Source organism: Streptomyces sp. NPDC088785, from assembly GCF_044750685.1.
Lineage (GTDB): Bacteria > Actinomycetota > Actinomycetes > Streptomycetales > Streptomycetaceae > Streptomyces.
The window spans coordinates 23,217-43,876 of the sequence record NZ_JBIVKH010000010.1 but is presented as its reverse complement, the minus strand read 5'-3'; the positions used below and the strand labels follow the sequence as shown (position 1 = coordinate 43,876).

General features: G+C 73.3%; 21 protein-coding genes. 14 read left to right on the top strand and 7 right to left on the bottom strand.

The features are described from left to right. Positions 1 to 126 precede the first annotated feature (126 nt). Both ACIP5K_RS25035 and ACIP5K_RS25030 read left to right on the top strand, forming a co-directional pair. On the top strand, positions 127 to 1,032 hold the full coding sequence (locus tag ACIP5K_RS25035; RefSeq protein ID WP_401412848.1) for a DMT family transporter: 906 nt from the start codon (positions 127 to 129) through the stop codon (positions 1,030 to 1,032). Positions 1,033 to 1,094: 62 nt separating this feature from the next. Next, complete coding sequence (locus tag ACIP5K_RS25030) at positions 1,095 to 1,520, top strand: ribonuclease (RefSeq protein WP_401412846.1); 426 nt, start codon at positions 1,095 to 1,097, stop codon at positions 1,518 to 1,520. A gap of 51 nt (positions 1,521 to 1,571) precedes the next feature. Here the strand turns inward: ACIP5K_RS25030 and ACIP5K_RS25025 are convergent, their stop codons facing one another. After that, on the bottom strand, positions 1,572 to 1,790 hold the full coding sequence (locus ACIP5K_RS25025; protein WP_401412843.1) for a hypothetical protein: 219 nt from the start codon (positions 1,788 to 1,790) through the stop codon (positions 1,572 to 1,574). A 179-nt stretch (positions 1,791 to 1,969) separates the two neighbouring features. Between ACIP5K_RS25025 and ACIP5K_RS25020 the strand changes: the two genes are divergently transcribed. The 4 genes from ACIP5K_RS25020 (at position 1,970) to ACIP5K_RS25005 (ending at position 6,509) form a co-directional block, all read left to right on the top strand. Continuing rightward, the gene (locus tag ACIP5K_RS25020; protein ID WP_401412841.1) at positions 1,970 to 3,244 is read left to right on the top strand and encodes a sensor histidine kinase; all 1,275 of its coding nucleotides are present in this window, start codon (positions 1,970 to 1,972) and stop codon (positions 3,242 to 3,244) included. Positions 3,245 to 3,297: 53 nt separating this feature from the next. Continuing rightward, positions 3,298 to 3,963 carry a response regulator gene (locus ACIP5K_RS25015; protein WP_401412840.1) on the top strand — a complete coding sequence of 222 codons (666 nt, stop codon included), beginning with the start codon at positions 3,298 to 3,300 and terminating at the stop codon, positions 3,961 to 3,963. Between the two features lie 78 nt (positions 3,964 to 4,041). Beyond that, positions 4,042 to 5,271, top strand: coding sequence for an ROK family protein (locus tag ACIP5K_RS25010; protein ID WP_401412838.1), 1,230 nt, complete (start codon positions 4,042 to 4,044; stop codon positions 5,269 to 5,271). Positions 5,272 to 5,324: 53 nt separating this feature from the next. Further along, positions 5,325 to 6,509 (top strand): cytochrome P450, encoded by a 1,185-nt coding sequence (locus tag ACIP5K_RS25005; protein WP_401412836.1) that lies wholly within the window; start codon positions 5,325 to 5,327, stop codon positions 6,507 to 6,509. A 42-nt stretch (positions 6,510 to 6,551) separates the two neighbouring features. Here ACIP5K_RS25005 and ACIP5K_RS25000 read toward each other — a convergent pair whose 3' ends face one another. After that, positions 6,552 to 7,580 carry a hypothetical protein gene (locus tag ACIP5K_RS25000; RefSeq protein WP_401412835.1) on the bottom strand — a complete coding sequence of 343 codons (1,029 nt, stop codon included), beginning with the start codon at positions 7,578 to 7,580 and terminating at the stop codon, positions 6,552 to 6,554. Positions 7,581 to 7,729: 149 nt separating this feature from the next. Then, positions 7,730 to 8,737, bottom strand: coding sequence for a Gfo/Idh/MocA family oxidoreductase (locus ACIP5K_RS24995; protein WP_401412833.1), 1,008 nt, complete (start codon positions 8,735 to 8,737; stop codon positions 7,730 to 7,732). A gap of 150 nt (positions 8,738 to 8,887) precedes the next feature. On the opposite strand from ACIP5K_RS24995, the gene ACIP5K_RS24990 reads away from it, so the two are divergent. The 7 genes from ACIP5K_RS24990 (at position 8,888) to ACIP5K_RS24960 (ending at position 16,473) form a co-directional block, all read left to right on the top strand. Beyond that, positions 8,888 to 9,652 (top strand): GntR family transcriptional regulator, encoded by a 765-nt coding sequence (locus ACIP5K_RS24990; protein ID WP_401412832.1) that lies wholly within the window; start codon positions 8,888 to 8,890, stop codon positions 9,650 to 9,652. Positions 9,653 to 9,782: 130 nt separating this feature from the next. Further along, positions 9,783 to 10,781, top strand: coding sequence for a sugar ABC transporter substrate-binding protein (locus ACIP5K_RS24985; protein WP_401412830.1), 999 nt, complete (start codon positions 9,783 to 9,785; stop codon positions 10,779 to 10,781). A 149-nt stretch (positions 10,782 to 10,930) separates the two neighbouring features. Further along, positions 10,931 to 11,935, top strand: a complete 1,005-nt coding sequence (locus tag ACIP5K_RS24980) for a sugar ABC transporter substrate-binding protein (RefSeq protein ID WP_401412827.1) — start codon at positions 10,931 to 10,933, stop codon at positions 11,933 to 11,935. Beyond that, positions 11,932 to 12,987, top strand: a complete 1,056-nt coding sequence (locus ACIP5K_RS24975) for an ABC transporter permease (protein WP_401412825.1) — start codon at positions 11,932 to 11,934, stop codon at positions 12,985 to 12,987. The genes ACIP5K_RS24980 and ACIP5K_RS24975 overlap by 4 nt, the downstream gene beginning before the upstream one ends. Next, positions 12,984 to 13,826 (top strand): ATP-binding cassette domain-containing protein, encoded by an 843-nt coding sequence (locus tag ACIP5K_RS24970; protein ID WP_401412823.1) that lies wholly within the window; start codon positions 12,984 to 12,986, stop codon positions 13,824 to 13,826. Before ACIP5K_RS24975 ends, ACIP5K_RS24970 begins: the two co-directional genes overlap by 4 nt. Before the next feature lie 879 nt (positions 13,827 to 14,705). Continuing rightward, positions 14,706 to 15,857, top strand: coding sequence for an ROK family glucokinase (locus tag ACIP5K_RS24965; protein ID WP_401412820.1), 1,152 nt, complete (start codon positions 14,706 to 14,708; stop codon positions 15,855 to 15,857). 31 nt (positions 15,858 to 15,888) lie between these two features. Next, positions 15,889 to 16,473 carry a sugar kinase gene (locus ACIP5K_RS24960; protein ID WP_401412818.1) on the top strand — a complete coding sequence of 195 codons (585 nt, stop codon included), beginning with the start codon at positions 15,889 to 15,891 and terminating at the stop codon, positions 16,471 to 16,473. 48 nt (positions 16,474 to 16,521) lie between these two features. Here the strand turns inward: ACIP5K_RS24960 and ACIP5K_RS24955 are convergent, their stop codons facing one another. Continuing rightward, on the bottom strand, positions 16,522 to 16,959 hold the full coding sequence (locus ACIP5K_RS24955) for a DUF5709 domain-containing protein (protein WP_401412816.1): 438 nt from the start codon (positions 16,957 to 16,959) through the stop codon (positions 16,522 to 16,524). Continuing rightward, on the bottom strand, positions 16,956 to 17,480 hold the full coding sequence (gene msrA, locus ACIP5K_RS24950; RefSeq protein ID WP_401412814.1) for a peptide-methionine (S)-S-oxide reductase MsrA: 525 nt from the start codon (positions 17,478 to 17,480) through the stop codon (positions 16,956 to 16,958). The genes ACIP5K_RS24955 and msrA overlap by 4 nt, the downstream gene beginning before the upstream one ends. 286 nt (positions 17,481 to 17,766) lie before the next feature. On the opposite strand from msrA, the gene ACIP5K_RS24945 reads away from it, so the two are divergent. Beyond that, a complete protein-coding gene (locus ACIP5K_RS24945; protein ID WP_401412812.1) occupies positions 17,767 to 18,594 on the top strand; it encodes an alpha/beta fold hydrolase in 828 nt (275 codons plus the stop codon). Here the strand turns inward: ACIP5K_RS24945 and ACIP5K_RS24940 are convergent. Continuing rightward, a complete protein-coding gene (locus tag ACIP5K_RS24940; RefSeq protein WP_401412810.1) occupies positions 18,584 to 19,897 on the bottom strand; it encodes an amidohydrolase family protein in 1,314 nt (437 codons plus the stop codon). The genes ACIP5K_RS24945 and ACIP5K_RS24940 overlap by 11 nt on opposite strands. A 90-nt stretch (positions 19,898 to 19,987) precedes the next feature. Then, a complete protein-coding gene (locus ACIP5K_RS24935; RefSeq protein WP_401413139.1) occupies positions 19,988 to 20,266 on the bottom strand; it encodes a hypothetical protein in 279 nt (92 codons plus the stop codon). Positions 20,267 to 20,660: the final 394 nt, after the last annotated feature.

The following is a 20,660-nucleotide window of genomic DNA, read 5'->3' as shown; positions in this document are numbered from 1 at the left end:
GCGCCCCGGTTCCTGCGACCGGGGCGCCCCGTGCCTGGCCGGCCCGATCACCCGCCGGGTACGGTGAACGGCCCCTCGCGCGAGCCGCCGACGTCTCCGCACGGCCCCGCCCTCCCCGGAGACCCCTTGACCGGCATCGCCCTGCCCGCGCCCCGCCCCCGCGCCTGGCTCACCGACGTCCCCGTGCTCGCCGTCGCCGCCGTGTGGGGCGCCAGCTATCTCGCCGCCAAGGGCGTCACCACCCCGTCGACCGTGCTCGCCGTCCTCGTCCTGCGCTTCGGCGTCGTGCTGCCCGTCCTCGCGGGCGCGGGCCTGCGCGGGCTGCGCGCGCTGAGCGCCGCCCAGTGGCGCGGAGCCGCCCTGCTCGGCGCGATCCTCAGCGGGATCTTCCTCCTGGAGACGTACGGCGTCGTGCACACCTCGGCGACCAACGCGGGCCTCATCATCAGCCTCACCATGATCTTCACGCCGCTCGCCGAGTCCGCGCTCACCGGGCACCGCCCCTCGCGCACCTTCCTCGCGGCGGCCGGCACCTCCGTCCTCGGGGTCGTCCTGCTCACCCAGGGAGGCGGGTTCACGACCCCCTCGGCCGGCGACCTGCTGATGCTCCTGGCGGCCCTCGCCCGCACCGTGCACGTGCTGTGCATGGCCCGCGTCCGCGCCGTTCGGGGCGCCGACGCGCTGTCCCTGACGACCGTCCAACTCGGCACCGCCGTCGCCGTGTTCGCCGTGCTCTGCGCGACGCCCGGCACCGGCGCCACCCCCTGGGACGCGGCCGCCGCCTTCCGGCCCGCCGACTGGGCGGCGCTGCTGTTCCTGTCCGCGTGCTGCACGCTGTTCGCGTTCTTCGTGCAGATGTGGGCCGTGCGCCGCACCTCACCCTCCCGGGTGAGCCTGCTGCTCGGCACGGAACCCCTCTGGGCGGCCGCCGTCGGCATCGCCCTGGGCGGCGAGACGCTGGGCGCCCCGGGCGTCGTGGGGGCGGTCCTCGTGCTCGCCGGCACCGCGTGGGGACGCCGTTCCGCACGTTAACGGCCGGAAAACATGCGGCAGTTGGGATTGACGCGCGTAGTGCTACGCGCGTCAATGAAGGCATGAAGACACCCCCACGCATGCTCAGCGTCGCCGCCCTCGCCGCCGCACTCTTCATCGGTGGCCCCGCCACCGTCGCCGCCCAGGCCGCCCCCACCGCCGCCTCGGCCCCCGCTCCGCTCTCCGCCCCGGCCGCGGCCGCGGTCGGCGACGTCTGCCTCTCCGCCCTGCCCGCCCAGGCGCACGACACCCTCGACCTGATCGAGGCCGGCGGCCCGTTCCCGTACCCGCAGGACGGGACGGTGTTCCAGAACCGCGAGGGCGTCCTGCCGTCGCGATCCACCGGCTACTACCACGAGTACACGGTCATCACGCCGGGCTCGTCCGACCGCGGCGCACGCCGCGTCGTCACCGGCGAGGCCGGCGACGAGGACTACTACACGGCCGACCACTACGCCTCGTTCGACCTCGTCGACCACACCTGCTGAGACCCTGACCCGCGCAGTCCCGCTCAGTCCCCTCAGTCCCCTCAGTCCCGCTCAGTCCCCCTTCTGGCTGTCGGCGGCCGCGAACAGGGCGATCGCGAGCACGACCAGCGCGATGCTCCCGTAGACCTCGTGGCCGCCGACGAAGGGGACCCGCCCGACGAGCCCCCAGCCCAGCCGGCCGGTGAACGCGTGGATCAGTCCCACCGCGCCCTGGACCAGGGCGATCGTGCCGATGATCTCCAGCACCGTCCGCAACCCCTTGTTGTTCATGCCGGGAACCCTCGCCCCGCGGACCCCCCACGCACATCGGCCGCGGGGCGGGACCCGCGCGACACAAGGAGGCGAACGGCCCGGCGGAACGCGACCAAAGTCTCCCGCGCACCGACTTTCGGCCCCGGGGCACCGCACGAAGCGGTGCGCGCCGCCCATGGTGCGTAGATTTGTCGACCATGGAGGCCACGCAGCATCAGCAGACGGCGGACCCCGCGGGACCGGTGGCCGGGCCGCCGCCGTGGCGACGCTGGCTGCCCTCGTCGGTCGCCGACGACCTCGACCTCGACTCCGACGGCCGCCCCGGACCCAGGCGGCGCACCGCCCGCGACTGGATCGTCGACTTCAGCTGCTTCGTCGTCGCCGTCTTCTGCGGCCTGATCCTCGCCGAACAGGTCTGGGACGACCCGGACACCCCGCGCGCCCTCGCCATGGTCGACCAGGTGCTCGGCGCGCTGGCCTGCGCCGGGGTCTGGCTGCGCCGCCGCTGGCCGCTCGGCTTCGCCCTCGCCATGGTCCCCGTGGGGTTCCTCTCGAACACCGCGGGCGGCGCCGCGATGATCGCCCTGTTCACCCTCGCCGTGCACCGCCCGCTCCGCGCCGTCGCCTGGGTCGCGGGCACCGACCTCGTGCTCGTCCCGGTCTTCTTCTGGCTGCGCCCCGACCCCGACTCGCCCTGGGGCGTCTCCGTCACCTTCACCCTGATCGCCACCGTCGCGGTCGTCGGCTGGGGCATGTTCGTCCGCTCCCGGCGCCAGCTGCTGATGTCGCTGCGCGACCGGGCCGTCCGCGCCGAGAACGAGGCGGCGCTGCGCGCCGAGAACGCCCAGCGGCTGGCCCGCGAGGCCATCGCCCGCGAGATGCACGACGTGCTCGCCCACCGGCTCACCCTGCTGAGCGTGCACGCGGGCGCCCTGGAGTTCCGGCCCGGCGCACCCCAGGAGGAGATCGCCCGCGCCGCCGGGGTCATCCGGGAGAGCGCCCACGAGGCGCTCCAGGACCTGCGGGAGATCATCGGCGTGCTGCGCGCCGCCGACCACGGCGAGGAGTCCGGCCGCCCGCAGCCCACCCTCGTCGCCCTGGACACCCTGGTCGCCGAGTCCCGCGAGGCCGGCATGGCGGTACGCCTCGACAACCGCGTCCCCGACCCCAAGGCCGTCCCCGCCTCCACCGGCCGCACCGCCTACCGCATCGCCCAGGAGGGCCTGACCAACGCCCGCAAGCACGCCCCCGGCGCCGAGGTCGCCGTCACCGTCACCGGCGCCCCGGGCGAGGGACTGACCATCTCGGTGCGCAACCCGCCGCCGCCCGGCGCCGTGCCGCACGTGCCCGGCTCGGGCCAGGGCCTGATCGGACTGACCGAACGGGCGACCCTCGCCGGCGGGCGGCTCGACCACGGGCCGGCCGCCGACGGCGGGTTCCTCGTCCATGCCTGGCTGCCGTGGAGCGGGTGACACGGCGGCCCACCGGGGACCCGCACCCCGGCGCCCGAACTACGGTGGGGGCCATGAACGCGATCCGGTTGCTGCTCGTCGACGACGACCCCCTGGTCCGCTCCGGCCTGCGGTTCATGCTAAGCGGCGCCGACGACGTCGAGATCGTCGGCGAGGCCGCCGACGGCGCGCAGGCGCTGACGCTGGCCGGCACGCTCGGGCCCGACGTCGTCCTCATGGACATCCGCATGCCCGTCCTCGACGGCCTGACCGCCACCGAGCGGCTGCGGTCCCGCGCGGACGCCCCCGAGGTCGTCGTCCTCACCACCTTCCACGCCGACGAGCAGGTGCTGCGGGCGCTGCGCGCGGGCGCCGCCGGCTTCGTGCTCAAGGACGCCTCGCCCGCCGACATCCTCGGCGCGGTGCGCAGCGTCGCCGCCGGGGACCCGGTCCTGTCGCCCGCCGTGACCCGCCAGCTGATGACGCACGCCGCCGCCTCCGAGCGCGCGGCCCGCACGGCCGGGGCCCGCACCCGCATCGGCGAACTCGCCGACCGGGAGCGGGAGGTGGCCGTCGAGGTGGGCCGCGGGAAGTCCAACGCGCAGATCGCCGCGACGCTCTACATGAGCGTCGCCACCGTCAAGACCCACGTCTCACGGGTCATGGCCCGGCTCGGCCTCAACAACCGGGTGCAGATCGCGCTGCTCGTCCACGACGCCGGGCTGCTCGACGAAGGCTGATCCGGCCCCCGGCCGGGGTAAATTCACACCGTGATCCAAGAGCTGGACGCTGTTGGGTGAAGGGGGCGGAAGCCAGGCATGGCAGGACCACGTCGGCGGACAGTGCGCGATCTGCGCCGCAACAACCGGGCGACCGTACTGAGCAAGCTCTACTTCGAAGGGCCGCTCAGCAGACAGGAGCTGGGCCCGCTGACCGGCCTCAGCTCGGGCTCCATCAGCAACGTCGTCACCGAACTGGCCGGCGACGGCCTGGTCGAGGAGGCCGGCTCCGTCGACTCCGACGGCGGACGCCCGCGCACCCTGCTGCGGGTCGCGCCCGGCAGCGGCCACCTCGCGGGCGTGGACGTCGGCGAGACCCGGGTCCGCGTCGAGCTGTTCGACCTCTCCCTGAACGAACTCGCCCGCGTCGAGGCCCCGTTGCCCGACGGCCGCTACGACGCCGAGGGCGTGGTGCGGCTGATCGCGGACGGGCTCACCCGCGTCATCGCCGGGGCGGCGATCGCCCCCGCCTCGCTCATCGGCGTCGGCATCGGCGTCCCCGGCATCGTCGACGCCTCCGGCCCCCAGGGCGCCGTCGTGCACGGCCAGACCATCGGCTGGGAGGCCGTCCCGCTGGAGGCGATGCTCCGCGCGGAGGGCGCCCTCCTCGCCGAGCTGCCGCTGGTCGTCGACAACGGCGCGAAGACGCTCGGCCGCGCCGAGATGTGGTTCGGCGCGGGCCGCGGCGCCCGCAACGCCGTGATCACCCTCATCGGCTCCGGCGTCGGCGCCTGCGTCATCGCCGACGGCGTGCCCTACCAGGGCTCCTCGTCCAGCGCGGGGGAGTGGGGCCACACCGTGCTCCGGGTCGGCGGGCGGGAGTGCCGGTGCGGCGCGCGCGGCTGCCTGGAGGCGTACGTCGGCGCGGAGGCGCTGCTCGAACGGTGGCGGGAGGCCGGCGGCAGCTGGTCCGCCCCGGACGAGGAGGGCGCCCTCGCCGAACTCCTCGAAGACCCCTCCGCCGCGGGCGTGCTGGACGAGACGGCCGAATTCCTCGGCGCGGGCATCGCCGACCTCGTGAACCTCTTCAACCCCGAGCGGATCGTCGTCGGCGGATGGGCGGGGCTGCTGCTCGGCCCGCGCCTGATCGAACCCGTGCGCAGGGCCGCCGCCGCGTACGCGCTGCGCCACCCCTTCGCACAGACCACCGTCGAGCTGGGCCGGCTCGGCCCGGACGCCGTCACCGTCGGCGCGGCCACCCTGCCCCTCGCCCGATTCCTGGAGACGGGAGGCACCCGCCGGGAACCGATCGTGAGCGGCGCGAGTTGAACACGGGAGACACGTGGGCGCGGCGCGTCTCGGGGACCGGGAGGACACACGGCATGGCGGACATCATCGACCTCGACGTGTACGCGGCCGGCGGCCGGGCGGGGTTCTACGCCGACCCGTACCCCGTGTACGAGGAGCTGCGGGCCCGCGGCCCCGTCCACCACGTGCGCACGCCGGGCCCCGGCCCCGCCGAGGAGCTGTGGCTGATCGTCGGGCACGAGGCGGCGCGCGCCGCGTTCACCGACCCGCGCCTGGCCAAGTCGCCGCCGTGGGACATGGCGGGCGACCTCATCGGCCCGCACCTGCTCTTCGCCGACCCGCCGGAGCACGGCAGGCTGCGCTCGCTCGTCACCCGCGAGTTCACCCCCGGCCGGGTGGCGGCGCTCGCCCCGCGCATCCAGAAGATCACCGACGAACTGCTCGACGCCATGGTGCCGCGCGGCGCCGCCGACCTGATCGCGGCCCTCGCCTTCCCGCTCCCGTTCGTCGTCATCTGCGAGCTGCTCGGCGTGCCCGACATCGACCGCGACCGGTTCCGCCGGATGTCGACCCAGGTGGTGGCGCCGACGTCCGACGAGGAGGCGGCCGCGGCCCACGTCGAGATCGCCGGCTTCCTGGACGACCTGATCGAGGCCAAGCGGTCCGCGCCGCCCGCCGACGACCTGCTGAGCGCGCTGATCAGGACCACCGCCGAGGACGGCGACCGGCTGTCCGCCGCCGAGCTGCGGGGCATGGCCTTCCTCCTGCTCGTCGCCGGCCACGAGACCACGGTGAACCTGATCGGCAACGGCGTACGCGCACTCCTCGACCACCCGGACCAACTCGCCGCGCTGCGCGCCGACATGAGCCTCCTGGACGGCGCGGTGGAGGAGATGCTGCGCTACGACGGCCCGGTCGAGACGGCCACCCACCGCTTCACCACCGAACAGCTGGAGATCGGCGGCACGGTCATTCCCGCGGGCGTCCCCGTCCTCATCGCGATCGGCGACGCCGACCGCGACCCGGAGCGCTTCCCCGACGCCGGCCGCTTCGACATCCGCCGTGCGCCGCGCGGCCATCTGGCCTTCGGGCACGGCATCCACTACTGCCTGGGCGCGCCGCTCGCCCGCCTGGAGGGCCGGATCGCGCTGCGCTCCCTCCTCGACCGCTGCCCGGACCTGGCCCTGGCCGAGGCGCCGGACAGCTGGCTGCCCGGGGTGCTGATGCGCGGGGTCCGCACCCTGCGGGTGCGCTGGTAGCGACCGCGCGGAGCGGGCCCACCGCGGGCCGGGGCGCGGCCCTCACCGCGCGGTCGCCGGGACGCCCCGGCGCGGCCGGGCCGCCGCACGCCGGCGCACGGTGCGGGCCGCGAGGGCCAGGAGCAGCAGCGCCCCACCGGCGAACAGGACATTGCCGGACACGCTCAGGGTGTGCGGCACGCCCATGTCCCAGCCGTGCTCGAAGCCGACCCAGGCGTAGGTGAGCAGCGCCCCGCCGGCCAGCGCCAGCCGGTGCCGGGCGTCCCAGCCGCGGCCGCGCGCCCAGCGGCCGAACAGCACCACGGCCCCGGCTGCCAGGACGCACCACGTGCCGACCAGCACCCAGGCGGGCACGGCCTCGTCGGGCAGCAGGTCACGGGCCCAGTAGGCGCTGGACACGGCGAACGCGGCGAGGCCCACCGCCGCCGGTGCGGGCGCGGGCGCGTCCCGGCGCGGGCCCGGCCGGCGCCCGACGGCGAAGGCCAGTGCGATCAGCGCGACGATCGCGGCCCCGGCGCCCGCGAACTGCCCGGCCGACGCGACGAAGTGCTCCGACTCCGCCTGCGCGTACCCCAGGAAGACGGCGCCCGCCCCGAACACCAGCGCGGTCACCGCGAGTCCGACGCCGCCCAGCCACGGCCGCGTGCGGTCCCGGGCGAACGTCTCCACGAGGGCGATCGGGACGCAGACGCTCCAGACGGTGTGCATCGCCAGGACGTCCTGGAGCAGCTGCACGCTCGTACCGAGCAGCGGCACGTGGGTCGCCGCGTAGGCGGCGCCGATGTCGAAGCCGCCGTAGTGCGGGTTCCACAGCATCTGGTCGACGGGCCCCTCCTCGACCAGGGCGTACGCGGCCGCCAGCACGATCATCGTGGGCCAGCCGCGCCCGGCGCGCCGGGCGGCCTCCCGGATCAGCAGCGCCCCGCCGCCGTACAGCGGGGCGAACAGGACGAGCCCGGGCAGCTGGGTGACCGGCTGGTTGCCCAGCAGGAACTCGCCGACGAGCGGCGCCAGCAGGAACAGCCCGAACGCGAGCCGCAGCCGGTGCTTCGGAAGGGGTTCACCACGCATGCCCCCGACGCTAGGCGCGCCGCAGGACCGGGGGCATCGGCCGAAGGTCGCCGGGGGACCGACTTAGGTCGCGCGGGCAGCGGCGGGCCCGGCCACCCCGCGGCCCGCCCCGGCACCGGGCACCCGGCACCGGTCGGCGGGCCGCGCCCTCACCGTCCCCCGGCGACCTCGGCGACCCGGACCACCCGCCGCTCGCGCCGCGACACCTCGCAGGCCTCCGCCACCCGGAGCGCCGCCAGCGCCTCCCACCCGTCGCACGGATTGCGCCGCACCCCGCGCACCACATCCACGAACGCCTTCAGCTCCGCCTCGTACGCGGGCGCGAACCGCTCCAGGAAGCCCGGCCAGGGCTTGTCGGCGGCGGGCGGACCCGACGGCTCCGTCGACGCGACCGGCGTGCGGTCGTCGAGCCCGACCACGACCGTGTCCCGCTCCCCGGACAGCTCCATCCGCACGTCGTACCCCGCGCCGTTGCACCGCGTCGCCGTCGCCGTCGCCAGGGTGCCGTCGTCCAGGGTGAGCACCACCGCGGCGGTGTCCACGTCCCCAGCCTCCCGGAACATGGCGGGGCCCGCGTCGGACCCGGCCGCGTACACCTCGACGACCTCCCGTCCGGTCACCCAGCGCAGCGCGTCGAAGTCGTGGACCAGGCAGTCCCGGTAGAGCCCGCCCGACAGCGGCAGGTACGCGGCGGGCGGCGGCGCCGGGTCGGAGGTCATCGCCCGTACGGTGTGCAGCCGCCCGAGCCGGCCCGCCCGCACGATCTCCCGCGCGTTCGCGTACCCGGCGTCGAAGCGCCGCTGGAAGCCGAGCTGGAGCACCGTCCCGGCCGCCTCCACCTCGGCGAGGGCGGCCAGCGTCCCGGGCAGGTCGAGGGCGATCGGCTTCTCGCAGAACACCGGCAGACCGGCCCGCGCCGCCCGCCCGATCAGCTCGGCGTGCGCCGCCGTCGCGGCGGTGACGACCAGCGCGTCGACGCCCCAGGCGAAGAGCGCGTCGACGCTCGGCGCCGCCGTCGCCCCGATCCGGTCGGCGAGGGCGACGGCCCGCTCCGGTGCCACATCGGTGACGACGAGCGAGCCCACCTCCCGGTACCTCTCCAGAACGCCCGCGTGGAAGGTGCCGATCCGGCCCGTACCGATGAGTCCGATGCGCATGCGTCCCAACGTGCCGTGCCGCCCAGATGCTGTCAATCCTTTGTCCTGACAAACCCCGGAGTGTCTCCCGGCCGCCGCCCCGGGCCTCTTTGTCCGGACAACCGGACTTCCGGACTTCCCGTCAACATCTCCCGCCGCTACGCTCGGCGCGTGGCCAAACCCGGAGCCGATCCCACCGTCCAGCTGGAGCTGAGCGTCGACCGCGGCAGCCCGGTCCCGCTCTACTTCCAGCTGTCCCAGCAACTGGAGGCGGCGATCGAGCACGGCGCGCTCACCCCCGGCAGCCTGCTCGGCAACGAGATCGAGCTGGCCGGCCGCCTCGGCCTGTCCCGGCCCACGGTCCGCCAGGCCATCCAGTCGCTGGTCGACAAGGGCCTGCTGGTGCGCCGCCGCGGCGTCGGCACCCAGGTCGTGCACAGCCAGGTCAAGCGCCCCCTCGAACTCAGCAGCCTCTACGACGACCTGGAGGCGGCGGGGCAGCGCCCCGGCACCCGGGTTCTCGGCAATGTGCTCGTCCCCGCGTCCGCCGAGATCGCCGCCGCGCTCGCGGTCGGCGAGGGCGAGCAGGTGCACCGCGTCGACCGGCTGCGCCTGGCCCACGGCGAGCCCGTCGCCCACCTGTGCAACCACCTGCCGACCGGCCTGCTCCCGCTCGACGACGCCCGCCTGGAGGCCACCGGCCTGTACCGGCTGATGCGGGCCGCCGGCATCACCCTGCACAGCGCCCGGCAGACCGTCGGGGCCCGCGCGGCCACCCCCGCCGAGGGCGACCGGCTCGGCGAGCCGGCCGGGGCGCCGCTGCTGACCATGCAGCGCACGACGTTCGACGACAAGGGCCGGGCCGTCGAGTTCGCCTCCCACGTCTACCGGGCGTCCCGCTACTCCTTCGAGTTCCAGCTCCTCGTGCGCCCGTAGGGGCGGCGCCGATCCGCACCCATACCCGTACGAAGTCCGAATGTTCTGACAAAGTCATTGACGCTGCGGTAGGAGCCCGCTACAAACTCCCCCAGCCGCACCGGGCGGCCGGAGGAGAGGTGGCTCCACCATGCTCACGACGCGTACAGCCCGTCACGCCGCGGCCCTCGTCGCGGTGGTCGCCCTCGCCGCCGGGTGCAGCGGCTCCGGTGGCAGGAAGGCCGAGGACGACGGCGGCGGCGGTGGCGGCGGCCGGGCCGTGGACACGCCCCGCCTCAAGATCGCGATGATCACGCACTCCGGCGAGGGCGACACCTTCTGGGACATCGTCCGCAGCGGCGCCAAGGCCGCCGCCAAGAAGGACAACATCACCTTCCTCTACTCCCACGACAAAGAGGCGCAGGGCCAGGCCCAGCTGGTCCAGGCCGCGATCGACAAGAAGGTCGACGGGATCGTCGTCACCCTCGCCAAGCCGCAGGCCATGCAGTCCGTGCTGGCCAAGGCCGAGGCGGCCGGCATCCCGATCGTCTCGATCAACTCCGGATCCGAGTTCTCCCGGAAGTTCGGCGCGCTCGCCCACATCGGCCAGGAGGAGGCCGTGGCCGGCGAGGCCGTCGGCACCCGGCTGACCCAGGAGGGCCGCAAGAAGACCCTGTGCGTCATCCACGAGCAGGGCAACGTCTCCCTCGAGCAGCGCTGCGCCGGCGTGAAGAAGACCTTCAGGGGCACGGTCGAGAACCTCGACGTGGACGGCACCAACGCCCCCGACTCGCAGGCCGCCGTCGAGGCGAAGCTCCAGGCCGACGGCTCCATCGACGCCGTCGTGGCGCTCGGCGCGCCGATCGCGGCCCTCACGGTGAAGGCGAAGCAGGACGCGGGCAGCAAGGCCGAGATCGCCACCTTCGACCTGAACGCCGAGGTCGTGCGGCGGCTGAAGGCCAAGGAGGTCTCCTTCGCCGTCGACCAGCAGCCCTACCTCCAGGGCTACGAGGCGGTGGACCTGCTGTGGCTGCACGCGTACAACGCGAACGTCCTCGGGGGCGGCCGCCCGGTCCTCACCGGGCCCGCCCTCGTCACCGGCAAGGACGTGCCGGAACTGGAGAAGTACACCGCGCGCGGTACCCGGTGAACCGATGGATGATCCCCGTGACCCATACTTGTGCGTTTGGGACCGCAAAGAGGTCCCCAAGGGCCGGTGAACGGCCCTTAGGGACCGGCCGCCGAACGGGGCGCCCGGTCCCGGTGGACAACGCAGCAGACCAAGAAGGGCACGGCCTCGTGGCACGGTTTCGGACCTGGGTGAGCATCGCGGTGGCGGGGGCTCTCGGCCTCGCACTGACGGGATGCAGCAGCACGGGCGGCAAGCGGGCGGAAGACGCCAGGAAAGCCCAGCAGGCCCAGGGGAAGGCCGCGGTGGACACCCCCAGGTGGACCTTCTCCATGATCACCCATTCGGGCGACGGGGACACCTTCTGGGACATCGTCCAGAACGGTGCCAAGCAGGCGGCCGTCAAGGACAACATCAACTTCCTCTACTCGCACAGCGACGAGGGCAACCAGCAGGCGCAGCTCGTGGACGCCGCCATCGACAAGAAGGTCGACGGCATCATCGTCACGCTGGCCAAGCCCGACGCCATGAAGGCGGCCGTGGCCCGCGCCGAGAAGGCCGGCATCCCGGTCATCACCGTGAACTCGGGGTCCGCCGAGTCCAAGAAGTTCGGCGCGCTCACCCACATCGGGCAGGACGAGACGATCGCGGGCGAGGCCGTCGGCGAGGAGCTGAACAAGCGCGGCAAGAAGCAGGCCCTGTGCGTCCTGCACGAGCAGGGCAACGTCGGCCACGAGCAGCGCTGCGCGGGCGCCAGGTCGACCTTCGACGGCAAGATGACCAACCTGTACGTCGACGGCACCAACATGCCCGACGTGCAGTCCTCCATCGAGGCGAAGCTCCAGGCCGACAAGTCCATCGACTCGGTCGTCACGCTCGGCGCGCCGTTCGCCGCCACCGCCGTCAAGGCCGGACAGGACGCGGGCAGCAAGGCCGAGGTCGACACCTTCGACCTGAACGAGAAGGTGGCCCAGGGCCTCCAGGACGACAGCCTCGGCTTCGCCGTCGACCAGCAGCCCTACCTCCAGGGGTACGAGGCCGTGGACCTGCTGTGGCTGTACAAGTACAACGCCGACACGCTCGGCGGCGGCAAGCCGGTGCTCACGGGACCGCAGATCGTCACCAAGAAGCAGGCCGCGAAGCTGGCGGAGTACGCGAAGAGGGGGACGCGATGACCACCACAGCTCCGGAGCGACAGCCCGGGCCCCCGCTCGACGAACGGCTCCTGAAGACCTCGCCGTGGAAGAAGCTCCTCGGCCGCCCCGAGCTGGGCTCGGTCGTCGGCGCGATCGCCGTCTTCGTCTTCTTCGCGATCGCCGCGGACAGCTTCCTGCGGGCGACCAGCCTGGCGACCGTCCTCTACGCGGCCTCCGTCCTCGGCATCATGGCGGTACCGGTCGCGCTGCTGATGATCGGCGGCGAGTTCGACCTGTCGGCGGGCGTCCTCGTGACGTCGTCGGCGCTGGTGTCGTCGATGTTCAGCTACCAGATGACGGCGAACACCTGGGTCGGCGTCGGCGTCTCGCTCCTGGTCACCCTCGCCATCGGCGCCTTCAACGGCATCATGCTGACCCGGACCAGGCTGCCCAGCTTCATCATCACGCTGGGCACCTTCCTGATGCTCACCGGCATGAACCTCGGCTTCACCAAGCTGATCAGCGGCACCGTGTCCACCAAGTCCATCGCCGACATGCAGGGCTTCACCTCCGGCAAGGACGTCTTCGCCTCGACGCTCACCATCGGCGGCGTCGACTTCAAGATCACCATCGTCTGGTGGCTGGCCCTGATCCTGGTGGCGACCTGGATCCTGCTCCGCACCCGCATCGGCAACTGGATCTTCGCGGTCGGCGGTGACGTGGACGCGGCCCGGGCCGTCGGCGTGCCGGTGAACAAGACCAAGGTCGGCCTCTACATGGGTGTCGCGTTCGGCGCCTGGATCTCCGGACAGCACCTGCTCTTCTCCTACGACGTGGTGCAGTCCGGCGAGGGCGTCGGCAACGAGCTGATCTACATCGTCGCGGCCGTCATCGGCGGCTGCCTGATCACCGGCGGCTACGGCTCCGCGGTCGGCGCGGCCATCGGCGCCCTGATCTTCGGCATGACCAGCAAGGGCATCGTGTTCGCCGAGTGGAACTCCGACTGGTTCAAGTTCTTCCTCGGCGCCATGCTGCTCCTCGCGACCCTCCTCAACCACTGGGTCCGCAAGCGCGCGGAGGCGAGCAAATGACCACCCCTGGCGGAGCGACCACTCCTCTCGTCGAGCTGACCGGCGTCAGTAAGTACTACGGCAACATCCGGGCCCTCGAGGACGTCTCGCTCGTCGTGAACGCGGGGGAGATCTCCTGCGTGCTCGGTGACAACGGCGCCGGCAAATCCACCCTCATCAAGATCATCGCGGGTCTGCACCAGCACGACGCGGGCACCTTCTCGGTCGACGGCGAACCCGCCAGTTTCGGCAACCCCCGCGACGCGCTGGACCACGGCATCGCCACGGTCTACCAGGACCTGGCCGTCGTGCCGCTGATGCCCGTGTGGCGCAACTTCTTCCTCGGCTCGGAGCCGACGAAGGGCACCGCCCCCTTCAAGCGCATGGACGTCGACCTCATGCGCCGCACCACCCGCGCCGAGCTGATGCGCATGGGGATCGACCTGCGCGACGTCGATCAGCCCATCGGGACGCTGTCCGGCGGCGAGCGGCAGTGCGTCGCGATCGCCCGTGCCGTGTACTTCGGCGCCAAGGTGCTCGTCCTGGACGAGCCGACGGCGGCGCTCGGGGTGAAGCAGTCCGGGGTCGTGCTCAAGTACGTCGCCGCGGCGCGGGACGCCGGGCTCGGCGTGGTGCTGATCACTCACAATCCGCACCACGCGTATCTCGTCGGTGACCGGTTCGTCCTGCTCAAGCGGGGTGGCATGTTCGGCAGCCACACCCGGGACGAGATCACCCTCGACGAGCTGACCCGGCAGATGGCCGGCGGCAGCGAGCTGGACGACCTCCGCCACGAACTGGAGCGCGCGCCGGTGCCGACGCACTTGGGCGGCCATTCCACGGACGGCACCGAAAAGTAGCCCCGCACCCCTGGGGCGACGGCCTACCAGACGCGCGCCTGTCGTCGTCGTGGCTGGTCGCCCCCTGGGGTCGGCCTTTAACCCGCGCCACCGTCGTGGCCGGCCGCCCGCTGGGGTCGGCCTTTCACCCGCGCCACCGTCGTGGCTGGCCGCGCAGTTCCCCGCGCCCCTGAGGCATGCGCTGGCGCGCAGCCTCCCCTCGAAGCTGCGCTTCGCGCACCGCTCCAGGACGCCGGCCAGGTGGCGCCCCCCAAAAAACACGCACGGACGTCGTCCCACCCCCCCCCGGCGGCGGTGAAGCGCTCCGGACGAGATAACGCACGCAGTGCGCATCTCAGGGGCGCGGGGAACGGCGCGAGAAGCGGCCACCGGGCCGCGCCCGACGAACTGCCCAGGGGTGCGGGGAACGGCGCGATCAGCCACGACGATAGCCGCGCACGACAGATGCCCCAGGGGCGCGGGGAACCGCGCAAGAAGCGGCCACCGGGTCGCGCCCGACGAACTACCTAGGGGCGCGGGGAACGGCGCGATCAGCCACGACGATAGCCGCGCACGACAGATGCCCCAGGGGCGCGGGGAACGGCGCGAGATGCGGCCACCGGGCTGCGGTCGGCGTGCGACCTAGGGGCGCGGGGAATGGCGCGAGATGCGGTCACCGGGTCGCGCCCGGCGAGCCACCCAGGGGCGCGGGGAACCGCGCAAGAAGCGGTCACCGGGTCGCGCCCAGCGAGCCACCCAGGGCCGCGGGCAACCCCGCGGGACAAGGGCGCCGGCCCGTCAGACGGAGAACCGCACCGGCGCCCGGGCAACCACGCAACCCGGCGCCACGCGGTAAACCCGGCATGCGACAGCCCCGCGCCGTGAGGCAGAATCGCCGCAATGAGCACCTACCGCGACCTCGCACACCGTGGCAGCGCACGAGCCACCGTCCTGCGGACCGTCGGCACCCGGGAACGCCGCTCGCACCTGACCGCCCCCCGCGTCCCCACCGTGGGCATCGACATCGGCGGCACCAAGGTGATGGCGGGCGTCGTCGACGCGGACGGCACCATCCTGGAGACGCTGCGCACGGAGACCCCGGACAAGTCCAAGAGCCCGAAGGTCGTCGAGGACACCATCTGCGAACTGGTGCTTGACCTGTCCGACCGGCACGACGTGCACGCGGTCGGCATCGGCGCGGCGGGCTGGGTCGACGCGGACCGCAACCGCGTCCTGTTCGCCCCGCACCTCTCCTGGCGCAACGAACCCCTGCGCGACCGTCTCGCGGGCCGCCTCGCGGTCCCGGTGCTCGTCGACAACGACGCCAACACCGCCGCCTGGGCGGAGTGGCGCTTCGGCGCGGGCCGCGGCGAGGACCACCTCGTCATGATCACCCTCGGCACCGGCATCGGCGGCGCGATCCTGGAGGACGGCCAGGTCAAACGCGGCAAGTACGGCGTCGCCGGCGAGTTCGGCCACATGCAGGTCGTGCCCGGCGGCCACCGCTGCCCGTGCGGCAACCGCGGCTGCTGGGAGCAGTACAGCTCGGGAAACGCCCTGGTCAGAGAGGCCCGCGAACTCGCGGCGGCGGACTCCCCGGTCGCCTACAACATCATCGAGCGGGTCCAGGGCAACGTGCCGGAGATCAGCGGGCCGCTCATCACCGAGCTGGCCCGCGAGGGCGACGCCATGTGCGTCGAGCTGCTCCAGGACATCGGCCAGTGGCTCGGCGTCGGCATCGCCAACCTGGCGGCCGCCCTCGACCCGTCGTGCTTCGTGATCGGCGGCGGGGTGAGCGCCGCCGACGACCTGCTCATCGCCCCGGCCCGCGACGCCTTCAAGCGCCAGCTGACCGGCCGCGGCTACCGCCCCGAGGCCCGCATCGCGCGCGCCCAGCTCGGCCCCGAGGCCGGCATGGTCGGCGCCGCGGACCTGGCCCGGCTGGTCGCCCGCCGGTTCCGCCGCGCCAAGCGGCGCCGCGTGGAGCGCTACGAACGCTACGAGCGCTTCACGCAGGCCCGCGGGGCCGCGACGGGCGCCGACGACCAGTAGAGCGCGTGGAACAGTGACAGGAAAACCAGCCATGACCGTGCCCCGCCAGCCTCCGTCCCCGTACGAGGAGACGTGCCCGCCGGAGGAGCCGCGCGGTCGTACCGTCCGCCGCCGCGCCCTCACCCTCCTGATCATCGTGCTGCTCATCGGCATCCCCGCCGGATACCTGGTGATCTCCGCGAACCAGAGCCGCGACAGCGGCAAGGACAAGGAGGCCAAGTACTCCGCGACCGGCCTCACCATCGGCTGGCCGTCGAAGGTGCAGCGACGGCTCTACGAGACGCCCGTCCCGCACTTCTCGCGCAACGTCGCCTACTACGAGACGAACAACTACAAGGTCAGCCGCCTCTACACCCAGTTCCTCACCAGCCGGGGCGGCCTCGACACCTTCCTCAAGGAGGTCGACGACCGCTACACCGTCGACGACCTGAAGAAGGGCGACATCACGATCGGCGCCCGCGACCGCAACGTCGCCGGCTGGGACTTCACCGGCCCCGGCCCCTGGTACGGGCTGACCCACACGCAGAAGGACCCCGAGCCGACCCAGAGCATCGTGGTGAACCTGTCGAACCGCGACCACCCGATGGTCTTCGTCGTCTCGACCACCGAGCCCTGACCGGGCCGGCCGGCCGGGCCGTCCGGCGCGCCGGACGGCCCGTGGCGCTCAGCCGTTCTCGTCGTCGATCAGATGCACGGCGGCCTCCTCGGCCGAGGCACCCGCCCCGTCGATGCCGGCGTCGGTCGCCGTCAGCGACTCCCGGCCCGCGCCGTCCGCGTCCAGCTCCTCGGCGACGAGCCGCCCCGACCGGGCGTCGCCGACCTCGGCGTCCAGCAGCTCACCGTCGGTGTCGTCGGTGTCGCCGAGCCCGTCGCCGGAGGGCGCCGCCACATCGGGCACCTCCTCCGCGAGCCGCTCGTCCAGGCTCTCGGGCTCCGTGTCGTAGCGGCCCTCGAAGCGCTCCGGCGGCGAGTACCCCTCGTCCAGCGGGTCCTCGACACCCTCCATGAGGGTGTCCGCCGCGTCCAGCAGCCCCTCGTCGTCCTGCACCTCGGACCCGTCCGGCTGGTAGACGTCGTCCCCGAAGGCGTCGTTCTCACTCATGACGTGCTCCCCGCCTCGGCCCGTCGCGGCAGCTTCCAGTTCGCCCGCGGGAAGTGGCAGGTGTATCCGTCCGGGTAGCGCTCCAGGTAGTCCTGGTGCTCCGGCTCGGCCTGCCAGAAGTCGCCCAGCGGCTCCACCTCGGTGACGACCTTGCCGGGCCACAGCCCGCTGGCGTCGACGTCCGCGATGGTGTCCAGGGCGATCCGGCGCTGCGCGTCGTCGGCGTAGTAGATCGCCGAGCGGTAGCTGCGCCCGATGTCGTTGCCCTGGCGGTCCTTCGTGCTCGGGTCGTGGATCTGGAAGAAGAACTCCAGAAGGTCCCGGTAGCCGGTCCGCGCCGGGTCGTAGACGATCTCGATCGCCTCGGCGTGGTCGCCGTGGTTGCGGTACGTGGCGTTCGGGGTGTCGCCGCCGGTGTACCCGACGCGTGTCGAGAGCACCCCCGGCAGCTTCCGGATCAGGTCCTCCATCCCCCAGAAACAGCCACCCGCGAGTACTGCCTTGTCCGTCTCGCCCGGCATGCGAAGCTCCTTCTCAAAGGCTGGCGGAGACGCGCGTACCGGCGCTCCGCCCACTGTCTGTCACTGTCCATCTGAACAGTACGACCGCCCCGTTTCATCCTCGTCGAGCACCTCCCCGCCGCAACTCGGCGGCCCGCCGGCGCCCACGTTGCGCGCCCGGCGCACACCGTCAAGATGGATGGGGTCGGCCGAACGCCCCGCGCGACGGCCGGACCACCGGGGGAGTGCGCGGCCGCCTCCCCGTCCGAGCACGCGCTCGGCCCTCCTGCGCGAACGGAGAACGACCATGCCCCTCTGCACCACTCGCGACGGCGTCGACATCTTCTACAAGGACTGGGGCCAGGGCCGTCCCGTGGTGTTCATCCACGGCTGGCCGCTCAACGGGGACGCCTGGCAAGACCAGCTCAAGGCCGTCGCCGACGCCGGGTACCGGGGTATCGCCCACGACCGGCGGGGCCACGGCCGGTCCACGCCGGTGTGGGACGGCTACGACTGGGACACCTTCGCCGACGACCTGAACGACCTGATCACCGGCCTCGACCTGCACGACGTCACGCTGGTCGCGCACTCGATGGGCGGCGGCGAGCTGTCCCGCTACATCGGCCGCCACGGCACCTCGCGGATCCGCTCCGCGGTGCTGCTGTCGGCGATCCCGCCCCTGATGCTCCAGGGCCCGGACAACCCCGAGGGCGTGCCCCGGAGCGTCTTCGACGACATCAAGGCGGGCATCGTCGAGGAGCGCTCCCAGTTCTGGAAGGACACCGCGGTCGGCTTCTTCAGCGCCGACCGCGAGGGCACCAGGGCCACCCAGGGCAACAAGGACGCCTTCTGGTACATGGCGATGCAGGAGACCATCCAGGGCGGTGTCGCCTGCGTCGACGCCTTCGCGGACACCGACTTCACCGAGGACCTGAAGAAGTTCGACGTCCCCACCCTCGTGGTGCACGGCGACGACGACCAGGTCGTCCCGATCGACGCCACCGGCCGCAAGTCCGCCCAGATCATCCCGGACGCGACGCTCAAGGTCTACGAGGGCGGCTCGCACGGCATCGCGCTCGTGCCGGGCGACAAGGAGAAGTTCACCGAGGACCTGCTGGACTTCCTCAAGAAGTAGCGTCGTCCAGGAGACCCGGCAGCCCGCTCCCCGCCAGGACACCGGCCCGGTCGATCGCGACACGGCCCTCCTTGACGACGGCGTGGATCGACCGGAGGTCTCCCAGCGAGCCGATGTCGGCCAGCGGGTCCGTGCCGACGACGACCAGGTCGGCGGCCTTGCCGGGCTCCAGCGTGCCCGTCAGGTCGTCGACCCCGCACAGCCGGGCGGCCGTCGCCGTCCCCGCGGTGATCGCCTCCAGCGGGGTCAGACCGGCGAACCGGACGAGCAGCCCCAGCTCCTGGAGGTTGCCGCCGTGGCTCGCGGTCAGCCCGCTGTCCGTGCCCATCGCGATCCGCACCCCGGCCGCCGCGCTGGCCGCCACGGACTCCTGCGCCACCCGGTGCCAGTACGCGGACTTCTCCCGCACGGCGGGCGGCACCCCCGGCGCGTCCACGTCCGTCAGCGTCTCCAGCAGCGTCGGGACCAGATACTGGCCGCGGGCCACCATCTCCGCACGCAGCTCGTCGTCGAGGGCGTAGCCGTGCTCGATGCTCGTCACGCCCGCCCGGACCGCCGCCTCGATGCCGGGCCGTCCGATGGCGTGCGCGGCGACCGGCAGCCCGCCGTACGCGTCCGCCTCCTCGCGCACCGCGCGCAGCATCTCCGGACGCATCCCCAGCCAGTCCGGCTGGTCGTGCGGCGAGGTGACACCGCCGCTGCTGGCGACCTTGACGCAGTCGGCGCCCGCCGCCACCAGCTCGCGCACCCGCAGCCGGACCTCGTCGACCGAGTCCACCAGTCCGCGCGGGCTGAGCGGCATCGCGACCGCGGCCGCGTACCCGTCGACCCCACCGGCCAGCGTGAAGTCCGCGTGCCCCGCGCGCTGGCTCAGCATCGACACCGCCACCCGCAGCCGCGGCCCGGCGATCCTGCGCTCCTCCAGGGCCCGCCGGAACCCGGCGTCGAGACCCATCAGGTCCCGCGCCGTCGTGACCCCGTTCTCCAGCGTCACCCGCAGCCGGTCCAGCACCTTCAGCACCCGGTAGCTGGGCAGCTCGTTCACCCCGCTCAGCGGGCTGCCGGCGCGCCCCGGCAGGGCGAAGTGCACATGCGTGTCGATGAACCCCGGGCACAGGGTCCGCCCGCCCAGGTCCACCCGGCGCGCGTCCCGCACCGCGGGCGGCGCCGCGGCCGACGCGCCCGCCCACACGATCCGGCCGCCGTCCAGGAGGAGCGCCCCGTCCGGTTCGGGGGCACCGCCGCGCCCGTCGATCAGCAGGGCGTTGTACAGCAGGACGCCGCTCTTCTCTCCCTCGCGCATACGTTCATGATCGAGCGGCCGGGGCGGGGTGTCGCGCCGGGCGAGGCCGAACCGGTTCCGCCGGGTGTGCCCGGCGGCGGCGCGCGACGGTCACGGCGCGTCCTGGTCGAGCCGGTCGAGCCCGTCCTCCCAGCGGCGCCGGCGGGCCGCCTCGTCCTGCTCCCACCACGGGGGCGCGCCCCGCTCCCCGAGAGCGACCTTCGCGGTGTGCACCCGGTCGCGCGCCGCCCGCTCCGCCGCCGCGTCGCCCGCCCGGAGAGCGGCCCCCACCGCGCGCCGGGCGGCCATGAGGTGGGAGCGCAGCCGCGCCGCGACCGCGTCGGGCAGGGCGGGGTCGGTCGCCCGCCACCTGCGCCCGCGGATCACCACGTAGTGCCCGTCGGGCGTGTGCTCGTGTTCCGTACGTCCCGTGTGCTCCGTACGTTCCGTGTGTTCCGTACGTTCCGTGCGTTCCGTGCGTTCTGTGCGTCGATTCACGCACGGCGTATTCCATGGAGACGCCGTGCCTGAACCACTTTTCGGCCATCGCGCCCCGCCGCCACGGCCGCCCCGGAAGATGGCCTGCCCGTCGTCTTGTCGAAACACGCACCCCTCCTCATGCTGTGTCCATGACATCCCCATCCCTGGGGATGTCGCGGAACGAGCCGGCGCGCGGTCCGGCGCCGCGCCCCGGTGATGTCCCCTCAGACGCGGCGCGGAGGCGTTCCGGCGCGCCGCGGTGTCCCCCTGTCCCCACGGAGGTCGGCAGTATGCGTACGAGTCG

Coding starts and splice junctions, on each gene's coding strand:
- ACIP5K_RS25030 (WP_401412846.1), top strand. CDS start 1,095: ATGAAGACACCCCCACGCATGCTCAGCGTCGCCGCCCTCGCCGCCGCA.
- ACIP5K_RS25025 (WP_401412843.1), bottom strand. CDS start 1,790: ATGAACAACAAGGGGTTGCGGACGGTGCTGGAGATCATCGGCACGATC.
- ACIP5K_RS25020 (WP_401412841.1), top strand. CDS start 1,970: ATGGAGGCCACGCAGCATCAGCAGACGGCGGACCCCGCGGGACCGGTG.
- ACIP5K_RS25015 (WP_401412840.1), top strand. CDS start 3,298: ATGAACGCGATCCGGTTGCTGCTCGTCGACGACGACCCCCTGGTCCGC.
- ACIP5K_RS25010 (WP_401412838.1), top strand. CDS start 4,042: ATGGCAGGACCACGTCGGCGGACAGTGCGCGATCTGCGCCGCAACAAC.
- ACIP5K_RS25005 (WP_401412836.1), top strand. CDS start 5,325: ATGGCGGACATCATCGACCTCGACGTGTACGCGGCCGGCGGCCGGGCG.
- ACIP5K_RS25000 (WP_401412835.1), bottom strand. CDS start 7,580: ATGCGTGGTGAACCCCTTCCGAAGCACCGGCTGCGGCTCGCGTTCGGG.
- ACIP5K_RS24995 (WP_401412833.1), bottom strand. CDS start 8,737: ATGCGCATCGGACTCATCGGTACGGGCCGGATCGGCACCTTCCACGCG.
- ACIP5K_RS24985 (WP_401412830.1), top strand. CDS start 9,783: ATGCTCACGACGCGTACAGCCCGTCACGCCGCGGCCCTCGTCGCGGTG.
- ACIP5K_RS24975 (WP_401412825.1), top strand. CDS start 11,932: ATGACCACCACAGCTCCGGAGCGACAGCCCGGGCCCCCGCTCGACGAA.
- ACIP5K_RS24970 (WP_401412823.1), top strand. CDS start 12,984: ATGACCACCCCTGGCGGAGCGACCACTCCTCTCGTCGAGCTGACCGGC.
- ACIP5K_RS24965 (WP_401412820.1), top strand. CDS start 14,706: ATGAGCACCTACCGCGACCTCGCACACCGTGGCAGCGCACGAGCCACC.
- ACIP5K_RS24960 (WP_401412818.1), top strand. CDS start 15,889: ATGACCGTGCCCCGCCAGCCTCCGTCCCCGTACGAGGAGACGTGCCCG.
- ACIP5K_RS24955 (WP_401412816.1), bottom strand. CDS start 16,959: ATGAGTGAGAACGACGCCTTCGGGGACGACGTCTACCAGCCGGACGGG.
- msrA (WP_401412814.1), bottom strand. CDS start 17,480: ATGCCGGGCGAGACGGACAAGGCAGTACTCGCGGGTGGCTGTTTCTGG.
- ACIP5K_RS24945 (WP_401412812.1), top strand. CDS start 17,767: ATGCCCCTCTGCACCACTCGCGACGGCGTCGACATCTTCTACAAGGAC.
- ACIP5K_RS24940 (WP_401412810.1), bottom strand. CDS start 19,897: ATGCGCGAGGGAGAGAAGAGCGGCGTCCTGCTGTACAACGCCCTGCTG.